Annotated in this window: 11 protein-coding genes; 2 read left to right on the forward strand and 9 right to left on the reverse strand. The window is 70.2% G+C overall.

The features are described from left to right. Positions 1-8: 8 nt before the first annotated feature. The 6 genes from BA895_RS17575 to BA895_RS17600 all read right to left on the reverse strand — a co-directional run bounded on the left by BA895_RS17575 (position 9) and on the right by BA895_RS17600 (position 10,227). A complete protein-coding gene (locus tag BA895_RS17575) occupies positions 9-1,595 on the reverse strand; it encodes a phage tail sheath subtilisin-like domain-containing protein (RefSeq protein ID WP_070193142.1) in 1,587 nt (528 codons plus the stop codon). A gap of 247 nt (positions 1,596-1,842) precedes the next feature. Beyond that, on the reverse strand, positions 1,843-2,547 hold the full coding sequence (locus tag BA895_RS17580; protein ID WP_070193143.1) for a DUF4157 domain-containing protein: 705 nt from the start codon (positions 2,545-2,547) through the stop codon (positions 1,843-1,845). A gap of 138 nt (positions 2,548-2,685) precedes the next feature. Further along, the gene (locus BA895_RS17585) at positions 2,686-4,740 is read right to left on the reverse strand and encodes an ATP-binding protein (protein ID WP_070193144.1); all 2,055 of its coding nucleotides are present in this window, start codon (positions 4,738-4,740) and stop codon (positions 2,686-2,688) included. Continuing rightward, positions 4,737-5,537, reverse strand: a complete 801-nt coding sequence (locus BA895_RS17590; RefSeq protein ID WP_083283490.1) for a DUF4255 domain-containing protein — start codon at positions 5,535-5,537, stop codon at positions 4,737-4,739. The genes BA895_RS17585 and BA895_RS17590 overlap by 4 nt, the downstream gene beginning before the upstream one ends. 3 nt (positions 5,538-5,540) lie before the next feature. After that, positions 5,541-9,464, reverse strand: coding sequence for a DUF11 domain-containing protein (locus BA895_RS17595; RefSeq protein ID WP_070193145.1), 3,924 nt, complete (start codon positions 9,462-9,464; stop codon positions 5,541-5,543). Positions 9,465-9,603: 139 nt separating this feature from the next. Further along, complete coding sequence (locus BA895_RS17600; protein WP_070193146.1) at positions 9,604-10,227, reverse strand: response regulator transcription factor; 624 nt, start codon at positions 10,225-10,227, stop codon at positions 9,604-9,606. 174 nt (positions 10,228-10,401) lie between these two features. Between BA895_RS17600 and BA895_RS24040 the strand changes: the two genes are divergently transcribed. Further along, positions 10,402-11,751 carry a hypothetical protein gene (locus BA895_RS24040; RefSeq protein WP_070193147.1) on the forward strand — a complete coding sequence of 450 codons (1,350 nt, stop codon included), beginning with the start codon at positions 10,402-10,404 and terminating at the stop codon, positions 11,749-11,751. A 62-nt stretch (positions 11,752-11,813) separates the two neighbouring features. On the opposite strand, the gene BA895_RS17610 is transcribed toward BA895_RS24040, so the two are convergent. Together BA895_RS17610 and BA895_RS17615 are read right to left on the reverse strand one after the other, a co-directional pair. Then, positions 11,814-12,509 carry a hypothetical protein gene (locus BA895_RS17610; RefSeq protein WP_139142743.1) on the reverse strand — a complete coding sequence of 232 codons (696 nt, stop codon included), beginning with the start codon at positions 12,507-12,509 and terminating at the stop codon, positions 11,814-11,816. A 100-nt stretch (positions 12,510-12,609) separates the two neighbouring features. After that, positions 12,610-13,578 (reverse strand): NADPH:quinone oxidoreductase family protein, encoded by a 969-nt coding sequence (locus tag BA895_RS17615; RefSeq protein WP_070193149.1) that lies wholly within the window; start codon positions 13,576-13,578, stop codon positions 12,610-12,612. A 131-nt stretch (positions 13,579-13,709) separates the two neighbouring features. Here BA895_RS17615 and BA895_RS17620 point away from each other — a divergent pair, with 131 nt between their 5' ends. Continuing rightward, positions 13,710-14,978, forward strand: coding sequence for a DUF4921 family protein (locus BA895_RS17620; protein WP_083283491.1), 1,269 nt, complete (start codon positions 13,710-13,712; stop codon positions 14,976-14,978). Between the two features lie 22 nt (positions 14,979-15,000). Here BA895_RS17620 and BA895_RS17625 read toward each other — a convergent pair whose 3' ends face one another. Next, entirely contained in the window at positions 15,001-16,443 is a 1,443-nt protein-coding gene (locus BA895_RS17625; RefSeq protein WP_070193151.1) for an NAD(P)/FAD-dependent oxidoreductase, read from the reverse strand. Between the last annotated feature and the right edge of the window lie 154 nt (positions 16,444-16,597).

The raw sequence follows: 16,597 nt of genomic DNA on the forward strand, positions 1-16,597 counted from the left end.
GGGTCGGGTCACTCGTTGACGAGGCTGACGCCGCCGGAGAACTGGGACAGCTGGAAGATGACGAACTCTGCAGGCTTGACCGGCGCGATACCGACCTGGCAGACCACCTGACCGGCGTCGATGCCTTCGGCCGGGTTGGTCTCGGAGTCGCACTTGACGAAGTACGCCTCATCCGGCGTCATGCCGAACAACGCGCCCTTGCGCCACTCGTTGACGAGGAAGGCGCTGATGGTTCGCCGAATCCGAGCCCAGAGGGCTGGGTCGTTCGGCTCGAACACGGTCCACTGCGTACCGATGAGAATCGACTCCTCGACGTAGTTGAAGAGGCGACGCACGTTGAGATAGCGCCAGGCCGGGTCACTCGAGAGGGTGCGCGCCCCCCACACCCGGATGCCTCGGCCAGGGAAGGTCCGAATGCAGTTGATCCCGACGGGATTGAGCAGGTCATGCTCCGCACTGGTGATCCTGGTCTGCAGGCTGATCGCCCCTCGGACGATCTCGTTGGCGGGCGCCTTGTGCACCCCTCGCTCACTGTCACTGCGGGCCCAGATACCGGCCACGTGGCCGCTCGGCGGGACGAACTTCGCCACCCCGGAGGCGGGGTCGAACACCTTGGCGTACGGCCAGTAGAGCGTCGCGAACTTCGAGTCGTAGCCGGCCTCGCCCACCCGCCAGTCCTTGATCTGCTGGGCGTTGAGGTCAGGTGGCGGGTCGAGGATGGCGACCCGGTCACCCATGAGCTCGCAGTGCGCGATGACGGCGAGCTGCACGGCCTTGAAGCCCTCCGCGTCGATCGCCCCCTGCTCTAGAGCCGAGACGAGATCGGGGACGGCCACCATGGTGACCTCGTCGACCGCCTCGAGGGCGCTGAACCCGGTGCGTCGGGCCACGTCCCCGACGTAGTCGCTCGGTGACACCGGTACTCCCCCGGCGACCGCCACCTCGTCGCTGACCGTCGCGGGCGCGGTCAGGTCGGTGGTGCCGTTGGCCGGCTTGGTCACCGTCGCCGCCTGAGGCTCCTCGACGGTGATGATCTTGGACTTCTGGTTCACCTTCGTCACGACGTAGTCGGCGCCCTTGGTGGCGCTGAGGTTGTCGAAGGTCTCGGTCGGCTTTCCGTCCACGGCGACGACGAGCTTGAACTGGTCGGTCGACGACGAGCCCGGGCTCGCGTCCGTGACCTCGATGGTCACCGACTTGCGCGCGGCCGAGCCGATGGCGGTCATCGTCAGGCCGCCGAGGATGGCCTGCGGCGGCCCGACCTCGGGCTGCTGCCCGGCCGCGGCGCCGTTGCCGTTGGTCGGTGAGCTGCCGTTCGTGGCGCCGGCAACACCGCTGCCGATCCGAACGATGAAGCAGTTGTTGCCACCGTTCTGCATGTACCCATAGACCGCATGGGCCAGATAGGTGTCCGGCTGGAAGTCGCCGAAGGTCTCGGCGAACTGGGTCCAGTTCGAGACGAGGGTGGGTTGGTTCAGTGGTCCACTGTCCGCAAATCCCACAAAGGCCGCGACCGCGGTGCCCACGCCTTCGATCGGCCGCGAACCGGCCTCGACCTCTTCGACGTAGACGCCGGGTGACAGATAGTTCGGCATGCCCCCTCCTCGACTGGTTCAGGCGCTTCTCGGCCGGGTCCGGGAGCGCTGAGACCCAGCCTTCGTCACCCTTGCCCCTCGAGCACGTCCGTCAGCGCGTCTGCTCGGGTAACAGCGGCTGCCCCATCGGGCGACGGGGACAGTCGTCGGGCGGGCCAGAACGGATCCCGCCGACACCGATCCCCAGAGCACCGTCCCGCGGCGCCATCCGACCGGATGCCGATCACGCCGTTCCCGAGCGGACACCTCACTCAGCGGTGGCGTCCTCGTCTTCCTCACGCTGGACGAAGGCGCCCTGCACCGCTTCCTCGTCTTCCTCACGCTGGACGAAGGCGCCCTGCACCGCTTCCTCGTCTTCCGCCGCGCGCTGGACACCGAGGGAGGCTGGGCGAGACATGACGTGCTCCGCATTGGCCGAGGCCTCGCGCTCGAAACGGTCCGACGGGTCGCTCACCTTGATCCCACCCTCCATGGGAGTCCCGTCGACGGGCCCGGAGCGCTGCTGGATCACGTGGGTCAGCTCGTGGGCGAGCATCGTCTTGCCGGCCTGCGAGTCGGTGTCGTAGCTGCCCCGCTGGAAGACGATGTTGGACCCGACCGTGAAGGCGTGCGCACTGACTGCGCGAGCCGACTGGTGCGCCTCGTCCCCCGTATGCACCCGTACGTCGGAGAAGTCGGCTCCGAGCCGAGACTCCATGTCCTCGCGCACCGGCTCGGCAAGCGGGCTGCCCGAGCTGTTGGCCAGGACGTTCAGCACCGGGCTCCTCATGATCGTCCCGGAGGCCGCGTTGCCGACCGTCCGCTGCAGCTGGAGCAACCCGGCCGGACCGACCACGTCGCCACGACCTGCCGCCGCCGCCCTGAAGAGCGTCGGGTCAGACCGCTCGTCGATTCTGGCTGCCGTGGGTCGCAGCGAGTCGCTTGCGCTGCGCTCGTGCTCGTGTGCGTGCATCTTCGCTCGCCTCCACCCGAACCGTTCTGTCACCGATGCTCCCAAGCTCCTCCGGATGGCGAGCGCCTGTCACGGGCCAGCAGGCGGCCCTCGGGGCACTGGTCCGTGCCCCTTCGGGCAGCCGCGGCGAGCGTTCGGTCAGAGGAGCAACGAGTGGTACCTGCCGAACTCCTGTGCCAGGCAGAGCCGCCCGAGCTTGCGGTACTCCCGCTCGACCGCCTTGACCAGCTCCCTCATCGAGACCGCGCCGTCACGGTCTGCCGCCAGGTAGGCGGCGGTGACGGCCGCCGAGCGGATTCCGCCACCGCTGAGCACGAACGCTGTGGAGCAGAACTCGAGGTCGAGCAGACCAGTGGTCGGGAGGGGAGCAAGGCAGGACCGCCACAGGGCGAGGCGGTGCGGCGCGTCCGGCAGCGGGAAGTCGACCAGCACGTCAAGACGACGGGTGAACGCCTCGTCGATGTTGGAGCGAAGGTTGGTCGCCAGGATCGCGAGGCCGTCGAAGCTCTCCATCCGTTGGAGCAGGTAGGCACTCTCGACGTTGGCGTAGCGGTCGTGGGCATCCTTGACCTCGGACCGCTTGCCGAAGACCGCGTCGGCCTCGTCGAAAAGGAGCACCCCGTTGACTCCGGCTGCCGCCGTGAAGATCCGGTCGAGGTTCTTCTCGGTCTCCCCGATGTACTTGTCCACCAGCGTGGACAGGTCGACGACGTAGAGGTCGAGGCCGAGATCTCCGGCCACCACCTCGGCCGCCATCGTCTTTCCGGTGCCGGAGTCACCGGCGAACAGGGCGGCCACCCCGAGGCCACGACCGCCACCGGGCCGCATGGACCACTCGCCGAGGACCCGCTCGCGGTGACGTCCGCGCGCTGCTACCTCGTGGAGCGCTGTCCGGGTCGGGGGAGGCAGCACGAGGTCGTCCCACCCCACGCGGGGCTCGATCCGGCGGGCCAGGCGCTGCAGGGCGCTCCCGTTCTCCGACCGCGCCCCTGACCGGACGTGCTCGAGGGTGACCACGCCATCTGTCGTCAGCCGGGACTGTTGTCGGGCGCTCGTTGCGGCCCGCGGCACCTGCCCGGGCCTCATCAGGAACTGCGAGGTGGCCCTACCCGGGTCGAAGCCGAGCCCGGACCCGCGAAAGGTCTCGCTCCACAGGCGCCCGCGCTCGGTCGCGGTGCTGGCTGGGACGTCGACGAGCAGCGGTGGGTCAGGCGACCAGAGCGGGTCCCAGGGGCTGCTGCCGACCAGGAGCAGGGGCAGGGGAAGGGCACGCAGGGCCGACAGCCCCTCGAGCGACCCGCCGATCGCCTCGACCGGTGAGGGGATGAGCCCGCAGCATCGCATCCGCGCCTCTCGGGCCGCCGCGCGCGCTGCGGCCACTGGCTCGGGCAGACGAGACAGGTGCGCGAGGTCGAGGACCAGGCCGTCGAGACCGGTCCGTCGCAAGGCGTCGAGCGCGACGAGCACGCCGGACCCGGTGGGGGGCTCTCGCAGGTAGCAGAGCCGGCTGCCGGCCCTCAGCGCTCGGGCCAGCGCAGACCCGTCCCCCCAGGCCACGGCAGGCGGGGGCACCACGACCCCGGCGAGGATCGCGTCGAGCTGGTCACTCCCGAGCAGGTGGGCCACGACGCGGTCCGGAACGCGCACGGCCCGACCCGGGAAGGGCCGGTCCTGGTCGTCGAGCACGAGCAGACCGGCCTCGATGAGCGGGCCGCTCGTGAGTCGTTCGCGCCCCGAGGCGGACGACAGAGGCACCCCACACAGAGCCAGGGCCACTCCGGCCGACGGTCGGCGGCGGGTCACATCGTCGTTGAGGTAGCCGAAGAGCTGCTCGAACCGCACGTCGAGGTCACCGGCCAGAGCCACCAGCAGCAGGTCGACGTCGAGGCCGGAGAGCCCACAGGTTCGGGCCAGGGCCGGGAGCCGAAGCCCTGCACCGACGGGGTCTGTGACATCGCCCTCCTCCCCCGACCCGAACGACCCCTGGAGCTCATCCGCATCGAGCACCCTCGACCTGGGGTCGGACTCGGCCCTGAGGAGCCGGTCCACGGCGTCGTCGCTGAGGTACAGCCCACGGAAGGGATCGTCGGGTTGCGGGTCACCCGCCCTTCGCAGTTCTACGAGTGTTCGGATTCGCTTCTCGACAAACGACATCCGTCCCATCAGATCGGTCAGGTTGGCGGTGCCGCTCATGTCCGCCGCCCGGTGCGCGGTGTTCGCGCTCGACCCTTCGACGTCGTGGCCGCCGGTCGAGCGGTACCGGCCGCATCGTCCGTGCCCGCTGCCGGACCGGGTACCCGGGTGGGGTCTTCGGCTGCGTGTTCCTTGGGCGACCCGTTCCCGGACGGGTCCACCCTACGGACCCGCGGTGGGGTGTCGGGGTTGTGACGGGACCGGTCGAAGTCGAACGCCCCCGTGGCGCGGTCCGAAAGGTCCAGCCGGGCCCCGTCCAGAACCGGCGGACCGGCGGGGCGAGGCACCCCAACGTCGATGGGAGCGATGACGACGACGTCCAGAGACGGCTTGAGCTCTCCACCGAGAGCCGACCAGACGTCGGCGAAGGCCCGGTCCTCCGGGGGCGGCAGGGCCACCGTGAGCGGGAACTCCATGCCGGTCTCGGCCAGCGGTCCGGTAAGCAGCTCGGTCGGCAACACGTCCTGCTTGATGAAGCACCGGAGCAGCTCGGAGAGGAGCCGGTGCTCGTCCTCCGGTCGCTGGGTCCAGGCCGACACCAGGTACGAGAGCTTGAAGTGACGCGGTGTCGGGCGGCGGGAAACCACTTCACCCCGAGTGCCTCTCATCTCTTGCCACCCCTGCTCTCGCCGACGCAGGTCCTCCCGGATGTCGTAGAGGTAGAGGTTGATCGTCGGTGCGTTGCGCCGTGCCGCCCAGTCCTTGGTCGGCGCGTCGAAGACGACGTCGAGCTCAGAGCCGGCGATCGCCTCGGCGCGCACGAGGGAACGCAACGCTTCGTCGACCTCAGAGATCATGGGTCAGCTCCTCGACGCGAAGTCGGCAGGGGGGGCAACGGTGCGGGGCGCGACCATCAGGGAGTCCTGGACGGGAGCAAAGAGCCGTTCGTCGGTGGCGGTCGCCACGAGGTTTCGGGGCCCCAGCTGGTCCCGACGGAAGATGAGGATCTGGGTGGCGCGGATCGTGCCGTCCGCCGCCACCGTGAGCGGGGCAGCGCGGACGTTGACGCCCGCGTCCCAGGAGAGGGTCACCTGCGTGCCCGGAGGGAAGTCGCTGCCGACTGCCAGCACGACGGATCCTGGGTCGGCCACCGGCTGCAGCAGCCGGACCACCGGTTGCAGCACCACGAGCGCGACCGAGGCGGAGTTGTTGGCCGGATCGGAGTCTGCGACGGTCGCCGTCACCACCGAGGCGGTGATGGTGGAGGTTCCGGCGGTGACGAGCTTCACGGTTGCCGTGAAGGATCTCGAGCCGCCGGGCGCTATCGGTCCCGGGTCGCAGGGGGCCCCGGTGAAGCACTCGGGTGTGCCCACGATCTCCACCGTGCCCGGTGGGGGCGTGATGGCACTCGGCTGTGACGGTGAGAACGTCGGCAGCAGGACGGTCAAGGTGACATCGGTGACGGGAACGCTCGACCGGTTGGCCACCACCACGGTCACGGTGCCCGTCCCGCCCACGTATCCCGGGGTGGGGTTCATCGCAACCGTCACCCCCGTGTCCGTCACCGGGAGCACGGCCGAGGTCACCGTGATCGAGGTGCTGGCCTCGTTGTCGGTCGCGAGGTCGTCCGGGCTGGCCGACCCGACCGCTGCCGTGACGGTGTGGGGCCCGAGCACGGTGCCCGTGACCGCGATGCGCACCGAGATGGTGGCCGCAACCAGACCGGTCGCCGGTGGCGGGGCCGCCTCCGGTCGAAGCGACTCGAGCGTGCAGGTGATGAGGGAGCCGCTGGTCGTGGTGGTGATGACGCAGCCGGACGGGAGCATCCCGGGGGTCAGCCCGGCAGGAAGCGCCATCGCGAGAACCGGGCGAGCGCTCGTTCCGGGCCCGGGGTTGGCGACGGTGGCGGTCAGGACCGTCTGGCTCGCGATGCTGATCGAGGAGGGCGAGGCCGTCAGCGACACCGCGAGGCTCGCCCACGGCTGCCAGGCGGGTTCGGTCTCGGGCCCGGCCTCCTGGGCCACGACGGTCAGGTTGGCAGCGGTAGGGCGAAGGCGGTAGACCCCCGGGTTGTCGGCGCTTCCCGCAGGCTGGCCGGACAGCACGATCCACGCACCGTCGGGCGACCACGCCGGGTCCTGGGCCGCCGAGATCGTGGTCCGGCTCGGGGTGGGCGCGCCACTGGCACCCGCCCGGCCGACCTCGTGCTGGTACTCCTGCGTGAACCCCGTGACCATCTGGACATGCGGAACCTCGTTGCTGACGGCGATCGCGGCGCCCCGGCGGTCGGCGAGGCCCACGAGGCGCACCGAGCCGTGGTGTTCATAGGCGATCCGCATGCCGTCGGGTGACCAGGCCGGGCTACGACCCTCGATGGTCCGCACGCACTGGCACGCCGTGGGAGCCGGCGTGGCCAGCTGGTGGCCCACCCCGGTTGACGCGTCGACCACCCACAGGGTCGAGACGTCGCCGGCCGGAGGTGCGGCGAAGACCTCACGGATCCCGGCCGGCCGCCCACTCGAGAGCGACACGCGTCTCGTCGCCACCTTCGATGGGGACCAGGCTGCGAAGGCGAACCGGGATGCCGTTCCCGGCCCACTCGGTGGGAGGTACCAGTCCGTCACCTCGAACGTCGAGGACGGGGAAGGGGTCGGGGGGGTGGTCGGCGTCGACGCCTGGACGGTGACCGGGATGCGGGCCTCGTTGTTACCGGTGCTGATCTCAGAGGGCGTGCCGAGCACGGCGGTCTGGATGATGAGGCTGTCCGTACCTGTCGCCTGCTGATCGCCGGTGACGCGAAGCCTGAAGGTTCTCGACTTCCCGGCCGGGATGGTGGCAACGACACAGTACGAGCTGGCGTACCGGTAGTTGCTGCACGACAGGTCCAACGGAGCTGCGACCGTGAACAGGCTTGCGCTCTGATCGGGCGGGAGGCTGATCTGAACATGACGGGCCGCACCGAGGCCGCGGTTGGTCACCGTCAGGTCGGCCTCCACCGAGGCACCGTTCTCGACGGTGAGACTCTTCGCGGCGAAGCTCGCGGTGAGGTCGGGCGGCGCCTCCAGGGTTCGGCCGATCGCGATTCGGGTTCCGTCCGGGGACCACGACGGATGCTGGTCCCACGCGATGGCCCCGGCCGGGTTCAGGGTGACGAGCCGGGCGCGGCGTTTCGCCACATCGGCGATCCAGAGCTTCGACCCGGAAACGGGGCACGACTCACCGCAGAGGTAGGTGCGGATGAAGGCGACGCGGGTGCCGTCCGGTGACCACGCCGGCTCCGAGTCGAGAACGGGGGCGGGCCGGTTCGGATCCACGGCAACCGGGGCACCTCCGGTAGAGCCGGACACCACGATCTCCCGCCCTTGCCCGGTCGGACCGATCCGGCTGTACGCCAGCCGGGTGCCGTCCGGGGAGTAGGACGGGGTCGACTCGTCCAGGGGAAGCGTGAGATCACCTCCCACGGTCCCTTCCTCGTTGGCGATAGTGCGTCGTCCGGTCCCGTCCGCTGCGCGAACGTCGTCGATGGTGGCGGGCGGGGTGCGTTGGGTGTAGCTGACGCGCAGGCTGTCGGGGTCAACACCGGGCAGCCACACCGGCTGAGTCTCCGCCCGCCCGGGTAGGTTCGCGATGTCGAGGTGGCTGTCGCCGAGCCCGAACGGCTGCGGCAGCGCCACCTCGTTCTCCCAGAAGCCGTCGTAGTCGCCGATCACAGCCACGACGTCGCCGTACGGATCGCCGTCGGTGGTCGAGAAGGCGAGGTTGACTCCCCCCTCGGAACCACGCGTCAAGGCCGCTTGCGAGCCCTGGGGCGGGTCGTTCCGGTCGCCCGCCCACGGCGAGTAGACGGTGGTCCCCCCTCCATCGAGCAGATCCGTGGCGTCTCCGTCCGTCAACAACTCAGGCAGCGTCATGGCACCGATGGAGCCGTCGGCGCGGTACTGGGTCGTCGTGAACATGAGAATCGTCTGTCCAGATTCGTCGAAGTTCATGTCGACGGATGCCGGCTGCGTCTCGGCGGCCGGCCCGGTCGTCAAGCGAATGGCGGGGTTGGGCGGGGGTGGTGTCTCCAGGCCGACGTACTGCGCCCAGATGTCTCCGAGTGGATCACCCTTCGTGCTGCTGAACGCCAGCCACTGGTCACTGAGCCACGTCGGCCAGGTGTCCGCCCCTCCCCTGGTGCCCGCGAGGTCGTAGACCGTGCTCGAGCACGGCTTCTGAGCGGGATCCAGTACGGCCAGGCGCAACCGGAAAACCCCGGACGCATCGGTGGCGTAGGCGACCCGCTTCCCGTCCGGCGAGATGACCGGATGCGACTCGACCTCGGTGTTGTCGCACGTGACCCGAACAGGGGGAGGCTGAACCGTCGGGCTTCCCGCGGCAGCAATGAAGTACACCTCCCCACGTGGGTCGTCGCGGGTGCTGATGAAGGCCTGCGCCCCGGTCGCATTGCTCGAGAGGTCACCCTCGTGCACCGGCGCCGGCGAGAACGGGGGGACGGAGGAGCCCGTGGCAGCCACACCGGGCCCGCCCTCTCCGTCGAACACCGTCACGGTGGCGATGGCATCCCGGGCGGCGGTGAAGGCGATCCGCGGCCCAACAGCATCCGGTACGGCCGTGCGCGCCGGGTCGACGGGGGGAGCTGCTGGCGCGGCGAAGCCTGCCGCACCCGCCGGCACGACGGCTGTCGAAGCAGGCGTCGCGATGCCCAGAGCAGCCACGAGCAGCACGGCCAGCACACCGGCCAGCCGGTATGCGGCCGTGGCCCCCGGGCGGGACGCACCCATCGCCCCGCCTCCTTTCTGCCGGGACCGCCGACGTCCACCCCACACTTCGACAAACGCCCCGCCGACGCACCGGCGCCGGGGACAACCTTTGAGGCAGGCCGACCCGTGCGATGGGGCAGCTCGTGACGGCACGGATGGCTCAGATGAGCCCTTGCCGTAGGGCGTACGCCACGGCGTGCGACCGGTTGCGCAGCTGGAGCCTGGTCGTGATGTCGTGCAGCACGTTCTTGACGGTTCGCTCGGAGTAGGACAGCTGCATGGCGATCTCGCCGGTGCTGTACCCGTCGGCGACGAGCTTGAGCACCTCGACCTCGCGCGTGGCCAGCCCCGTGAACCTCAGCCCCCGCGGGCTCAGCACCTGCCGCTGCAGCTGGCCCACCTGGTCGAGCAGCCGGCCCAGCAGGTCCGGTGGCACGCTCCCTTCACCGGTGGTGGCCCGACAGATCACCTCGGTCAGCCGATCCGCGGTGGCCTCGCTCCGGCGGAGCAGACCGACCACACCCATCTCGACGGCCGCGACGAGGTCTCGGTCATCGAGACGTCCAGCCACCAGCACGGTCCGGCTGGTGCCGCGCCGCTGAACCTGCCGCAGCAGCCGCACCGCATCCTCGTCGACCGCGTCGACGACGATGACCGCGACGCTGGCGAGGTCGATCTCCTGCGCCCGCAGAACCTGCACCTCGGGCCGCGGTCTGAGCTCGGCGACGACCCCCGCCGCTGAGATCGGATCCCGCGCGTGGACGCCGACAGTGACACGTTCCATGGTTCCCTCCCAGGGTGCCGCCCGAACTTCACATTCGGGCAAACCGACCGATCAGGGCAGTGTGCACGGGCATCCTCTCCGGGCACTCAACATTGGCTCAACGGGCAGACTTGGTGCCCGAGAGTGAGCCCTGGTTGCCGTCTTCGGGGGGCAGGGCACACGAGAGGGTGGAGCATGAGCACCGTGGCAAGACTCGAGGTGGAGAGCCTGACCCTCGCGGCGGGTGGTCAGGCCACCCTGCCGCTCGAGGTGCGCAACACCGGCGACTTCGTCGAGGACTACCTCGTCGAGATCATCGGGGTGCCCGCCCAGTGGTCGTCGGTCGCGGAGCCGGAGTTCACCCTCTACCCGGGAACGTCGACGACCACGTTGCTCACCCTCAACCCTCCGCGGTCGTCAGCGGTCCCGGCCGGCGAGGTGCGCTTCGGCGTCAAGGTGACACCGAACGACCACCCTGACGAGGCGGTCGTTCCCGAGGGCGTCGTCGAGGTGCTGCCGTTCCTGGACACGACGGCCGAGCTCGTGCCCCGCACCTCCCGGGGCCGCTTCAGCGGCAAGCACGAGATCGCCGTCGACAACCGTGGCAACGTGCCGGTGACCGTGTTCGTCGCCGTCACCGACCAGGGCGAGCTGCTCAAGCTCGACGAGTCGACCAAAGACGCCCTCACGGTGCCGCCGGGTCAGGCCCAGTTCGCCCAGGTGAAGGTGGCTCCGGTCGAGCGGCTCTGGCGCGGCCCGAGCAAGACGATTCCCTTCACCGCGACCGTCAGCCCGCAGGACGGCGCCCCCGTCACCCTGGACGGCAGCCACCTGCAGGAGCCGATCATCCCGCCGTGGCTCGGCAAGGCGCTGCTCGCCCTGCTCGCCCTGCTCGCGGCTCTCGCCGCCATCTGGTTCGGGCTGCTCAAGCCGACCGTGCAGGCGGCGGCCCGGGAGGCTGCCGTGCAGGTGGCGCAGGCTCCCGCCCTGAAGGCACAGGCTCAGGCCGCGAAGGCCCAGACCCAGGCCGCCAAAGCCAGCGAGGCGGCGCAGACCGCCCAGGCAGCGCAGACCGCGGCGGCGGCCACGGCCAAGAAGGCGGACACCACGAAGGCGGCGATCGCGAAGCTCGTGAGCGGGCCGCTCCCGCCCGTGGTGGTGACCGCCCCCTTCTCCAGTCGGCTCACGGTGAGCGCTGCGGCGGGCCAGACCAGGTCGGCCACCTTCACGGTGCCCAAGAACCGGACCATCAACGTGACGGACTTCGTGCTTGAGAACCCGCAGGGAGACGAGGGGCTGCTCACGGTGTCCATCGACAAGTCCATCATTCTCGAGCAGGCCCTGGAGAGCTTCCGCACGACGGACTACCACTTCATCTCGCCGTTCGTCGCGAACCAGAACACCAAGGTCATCCTCACCATCGCGTGCCGGCTGGTCGGTGCCCCACCGGGGCTCAAACCGGTGCCGACGACGTGCCGCAACGCCATGACCTTCGGCGGGCCACAGTCGACGAAGACCCCCAAGGCTGCGACGAAGAAGCCCTAGCCTCGCGCTCCATCAGGGCAGGCCCTGGTGCTGCACCCGCCTTCAGTGCGGGCTTCACGGCCCTACTCGGTCTGACGCGAGCGGCAACGGCACATCAACACGGTGCGCAGCCCGGGCCCGACGTCGTGCAGCGTGGCGACCGGGCCCTCGGGAAAGGCCAGCCATACGTTCTGGACTCCATGGTTCGACAGCGCGACGAGCTCGATGCCGTATCGGTTCAGGGTCCGCGGCACCACCGCCACCGCCTCGACGTACCCGTGCGCTCGAAGGCACCCCAGCAGCTCGGCTGCGTGCGCCGCCGCCAGGTGTCGCAGGATGGCCGCGGCCTCGCGCCGCAACGGGTCGGGCTCGGCGCCCAGGAACTCCTCGAGGCGGATCGCCTGGGCTCGCGCCCCGACCAGCCGGGCCGAGGTGGGCACCAGGTCGAACGCACGGCAGGCCGAGCCGTCGTCAGAGCCGGACCGTACGGCTCCGGTCAGCGCCAGGGTCCGGAACGGCAACGGCGCCGCGACCACCAGGGTCGCCATCGGCCAGCGCGACAACCTGGCCACCGTCGGCGACGACGGCTCGAGCCAGAACTGCGCGTGCGCCTCAGCACCCGGCTCGACACGCACGATCGTCGGGATGCTTGGGGCGGGGCAGCCGCCGGTCACCAACGTCGCCACTCGGGCGTCGGCCAGGGCCGTTCGCCCCACCTCCCCCCACGACGGCTGTCTCCCGTCCAGCGGCTGACCCTCTGTCGACTCGGAACCCCACACCTGACGTCTCCTCCCGGCCCATCTTACGCTTTCCGGCAGCGTGCACTTAGGTTAGCCTAACCTCATAATCAGTGCATCGCGGGACGTCGGGGGATGCCGGTCAGCGCAGGTGCAGGGTCACCTTGCCGAGGGCACGACGGTCGTCGATCTCGACGAGGGCGGCGGTAGCATCCGCCAGTGGGTGGGTGCTACCGATGGGGGGGTCGAGGGTGCCCGCTTCGAGCATCGGGAGGATGGCGTCCCACTGGGTGCGCAGGTAGGCCCGGTCGGAGGTCCAGAAGGCTCCCCAGCCCACGCCGACGACGCTGATGTTGTTGAGCAGCAGGCGGTTCACCTTGACCTCGGGGATCGCTCCGGCGGTGAAACCGATGACGAGCAGGCGTCCTTCCGGTGCGAGCGAGCGCAGGCTGTCGGTGAAGCGGTCGCCGCCGACCGGGTCGACCACGAGGTCCACCCCGCGGCCCGCGGTCAGCTCTTTGACGCGGGCCAGGAACCCGCCGGCCAGCACCACCTCGTCTGCGCCGGCGGCCCGGGCCGTCTCCGCCTTGTCCTCGCTCGACACGACGGCGATGACCCGAGCGCCCATCGCCTTGGCGAGCTGGGTAGCGGCCGTGCCGATGCCGCCGGCGGCGCCGTGCACGAGCACCGTCTCGCCGGCCACGAGGCGCCCTCGGCGCGCGAGGGCGAAATGAACCGTCAGGTAGTTCATCGGAAGGGCGGCGCCCGTGGCGAACGACACGGCATCCGGCAGCGGAAAGACGAGGTCGTCGGGAACGGCCACGGTCTCGGCGAAGGCACCGAGGATCGGGAAGGCCACCACCCGGTCACCCACCGCGAACGAGCTGCCCGGGGCCACCTCCCTCACCACACCCGAGCACTCGGACCCCGGGGTGAAGGGCAGGTCGGGCCGCATCTGGTAGAGCCCCTTGGTCATGAGCACGTCGGGAAAGTTGACCCCGGCCTCGTGCACGTCGACCAGCACCTGGCCGGCGCCGAGAGTGGGCTCGGCCACCTCTGCCACGGCCACGCTCGCCGGCCCGTCGAGCGACGTGACTCGAACTGCTCTCATCTGCGCTCCCTCATCTGGCACTCGGTCTCACTGTTCGCCTGACCCTAGCCGTGGCGCCGATCCGACCAGCGAGCCGGCGCCGACGCCGGCCGGGAGGCGCGCCCACCACCGCGCCCTACGCTGGCGTCGTGATGAAGCCGCTGACCCGCCTGCCCGACGGCACCGTGAAGCAGGTCAGCCCGTTGACCGGCACCCAGGTCTGGACCCTTCCCGGGCGGGCCGCGCGCCCCCTTGATGCTCCCGAGGGCGCCACCCGGCCGCTCGACCCGGCCCTGCACGATCGACACTGTGCGTTCTGCTGGGCGCGCATGCTCGAGACCACTCCCGAGATCGCCCGCGTTGTGCACGACGACCTGCACACGTGGCGGCGGCTGCGTGCCGTCGGGCCCGAGTCGCTCTGGTCGACCACGCCGGAGTTCCGGCTGTTCCCGAACCTGTTCGAGATCCTCAGCTACGACTACTGGCACCTCTCGCACGGGTTCGAGCCGACCCCGGAGTCGCAGGCCCGACGCACGTCCTACCTCGCGGAACCGGCCGGCAGGGCCCAGCTCGAGGCGCTGGCGCGCATCCGCATGCGGGCCAGGAACGCCCCAGGATGGGATGCCGAGCCGCTGGCCGAGTCGGACGTCGACCGCGAGTCGGTCGGGCTGTTCGCCGGCAACCACCAGGTCATCGCCGCCCGCCGCCACTACCTCGACGGGGCGACCGACGACTCTCAGCTCGCGTCGTCAGGAACCCTGACTCCCGAGGAGCACTGCCAGTACACGGCCTTCGCGGTCTCTGCCATGCATGACCTCTACCGGGGCAACCCCCATGCTCGTTACGTCGCCGTTTTCCAGAACTGGCTCCGCCCGGCAGGGGCGTCGTTCGACCATCTGCACAAGCAGATCGTCGCGATCGACGAGCTCGGGGCCCAGCTCGAGCGCGAAGCGGTCCGGGTGCAGTCCGAGCCCGATCTTTACGCGCGCTGGGGGGCCGGGTATGCCGCTGAGCAGGGCCTGGTCGTGGCCCGCACCCCCACCGCCGTCGCCTTCGCCGGGGTGGGCCACCGCTACCCGTCTCTCGAGGTGCACACCACGCGCCCCGACTGCCCACCGTGGCAGCTCGAGGGCGACGAGGTGCGCGACTTCTCCGACCTGCTGCACGCCTGTCATGCGGCCACCGGAGCTCACGTGCCGACCAACGAGGAGTGGCACCATCGCCCGCCCTCGTTCGACCTGCCGATGCCGTTGCGCGCCGTGCTCAAGTGGCGGGTGTCGACCCTGGCCGGCTTCGAGGGCGGCACCAAGATCTACGTCAACACCATCGACCCATGGACGGTACGAGACCACACCAGCGGCCGCCTCCGAGAGCTCGCTTCACGCGGGCTGATCTCTGCGCGTGTGCAGCTCGTCAGCTAGAGCCCGACCCCGTGGCCGCGGGTCACGACGTGAAGGCCATCGCCTCGGTGAGGTCGGCCCGGCGCAGGTCCCGCTGGTCGAGCAGATAGCTCTGGCGCATCAGCCACGGCGCTGCGTCTCCCTGCTGGGGCAGCACCCCCTCCGATCGCCGCACGTACCCCGACGTCAGCGGGAGCAACGGGCGTCCGGTCAGACCGAGGGGAGTCTGCGGCGTCGCCGAGCGCCATCCCCGCTGCTGCATCAGTGTGAGCAGGCGGCACACGTAGCGGCTGGTGAGGTCGGCCCGTAGCGTCCACGACGCGTTGACGTAACCGACGCACGCGGCCAGGTTCGGCACTCCCCCGAACATGGCGCCACGGTAGGTGACGAGCTCGCCGCTCTTCTGGGCCTTTCCGTCGACACTGATGGCGATGCCGCCGGCGAACTTCAGGGTGAGGCCGGTTGCGGTCACGATGATGTCGGCGTCGAGCTCGCGGCCGGAGCCCAGCCGGATGCCGGTCGGGGTGATGCGGTCGATCGTGTCGGTCACCACGTGGGCATGACCGCCTCTGAGCGCCGTGAACAGGTCGCCGTCGGGTACGAGGCACAGTCGCTGGTCCCACGGGTCGTAGGCCGGCTGGAAGTGCTCGCGCACCACCTCGGCCGACCCGATGCCCCGCACCGCGGCCTTGGTCAGCATCGCGCGAGCGACCTTCGGCCGGCGCCGTGTCAGCTGGTAGAACGTCGAGGTGGTGGCGATGTTCTTCCAACGCGCCAGCCTCGCGGCCGCCCCGCTCGGCAGCACGGCGCGAGCGAGCTCGCTGGCGCGGTCGCGGCGGGGCAACGACGTCACCCACGTCGGGCTGCGCTGGAGCATCGTCACGTCGGCGCCGCGCTCCGCCAAGGCAGGCACGAGGGTGACCGCCGTGGCACCCGAACCGATCACGACCACCTTGCACCCTGAGACCTCCAGGTCGTCGGGCCAGAACTGTGGATGCACCACGTGGCCGGCGAACTCGTCGTGCCCGGCGAACTCCGGCGAATGACCGCGTTCGTAGTCGTAGTACCCACAGCACAGGTAGAGAAAGCCGCAGGTCACCTGCTGGCGCACCCCGCCGCGCTCGACGGTCACGGTCCACCGGGCCTGCTCGCTCGACCAGTCGGCCGCCACGACGGAGTGACCGAACCGGATCCGCTCATCGATGCCGAACTTCGTGGCGGTGCGAACGATGTAGTCGCGGATCTGGTCGCCGTCGGCGATCGAGTCACGGCCGTCCCACGGCTCGAAGGGGTAGCCCAGCGTCGCCATGTCGGAGTCGGACCGGACCCCTGGGTAGCGGAACAGGTCCCACGTGCCCCCCACCGCATCCCGCGCCTCCAGCACGGCGTACGACAGGCCGGGGCACATGGTCTGCAGCCGGTAGGCCGCCCCCACCCCGGAGAGTCCCGCGCCGACCACGAGCACGTCGAGGTGTTCGCTCACCATCTCATTGTCCACGGCTGACCCGGTGACGTGGGCCTGGGTCGCCTACCGAAGGGTAACTTCGCTCGACCCTCGGCAGGGTGACCTCCGGCGACCTGGTCCGCCGACACGAGCGCAGCAACCGCTCGCCCGCACCACGGCACCCTGTCTCGTCACC

It is taken from the genome of Humibacillus sp. DSM 29435, assembly GCF_001758225.1.
GTDB lineage: Bacteria > Actinomycetota > Actinomycetes > Actinomycetales > Dermatophilaceae > DSM-29435.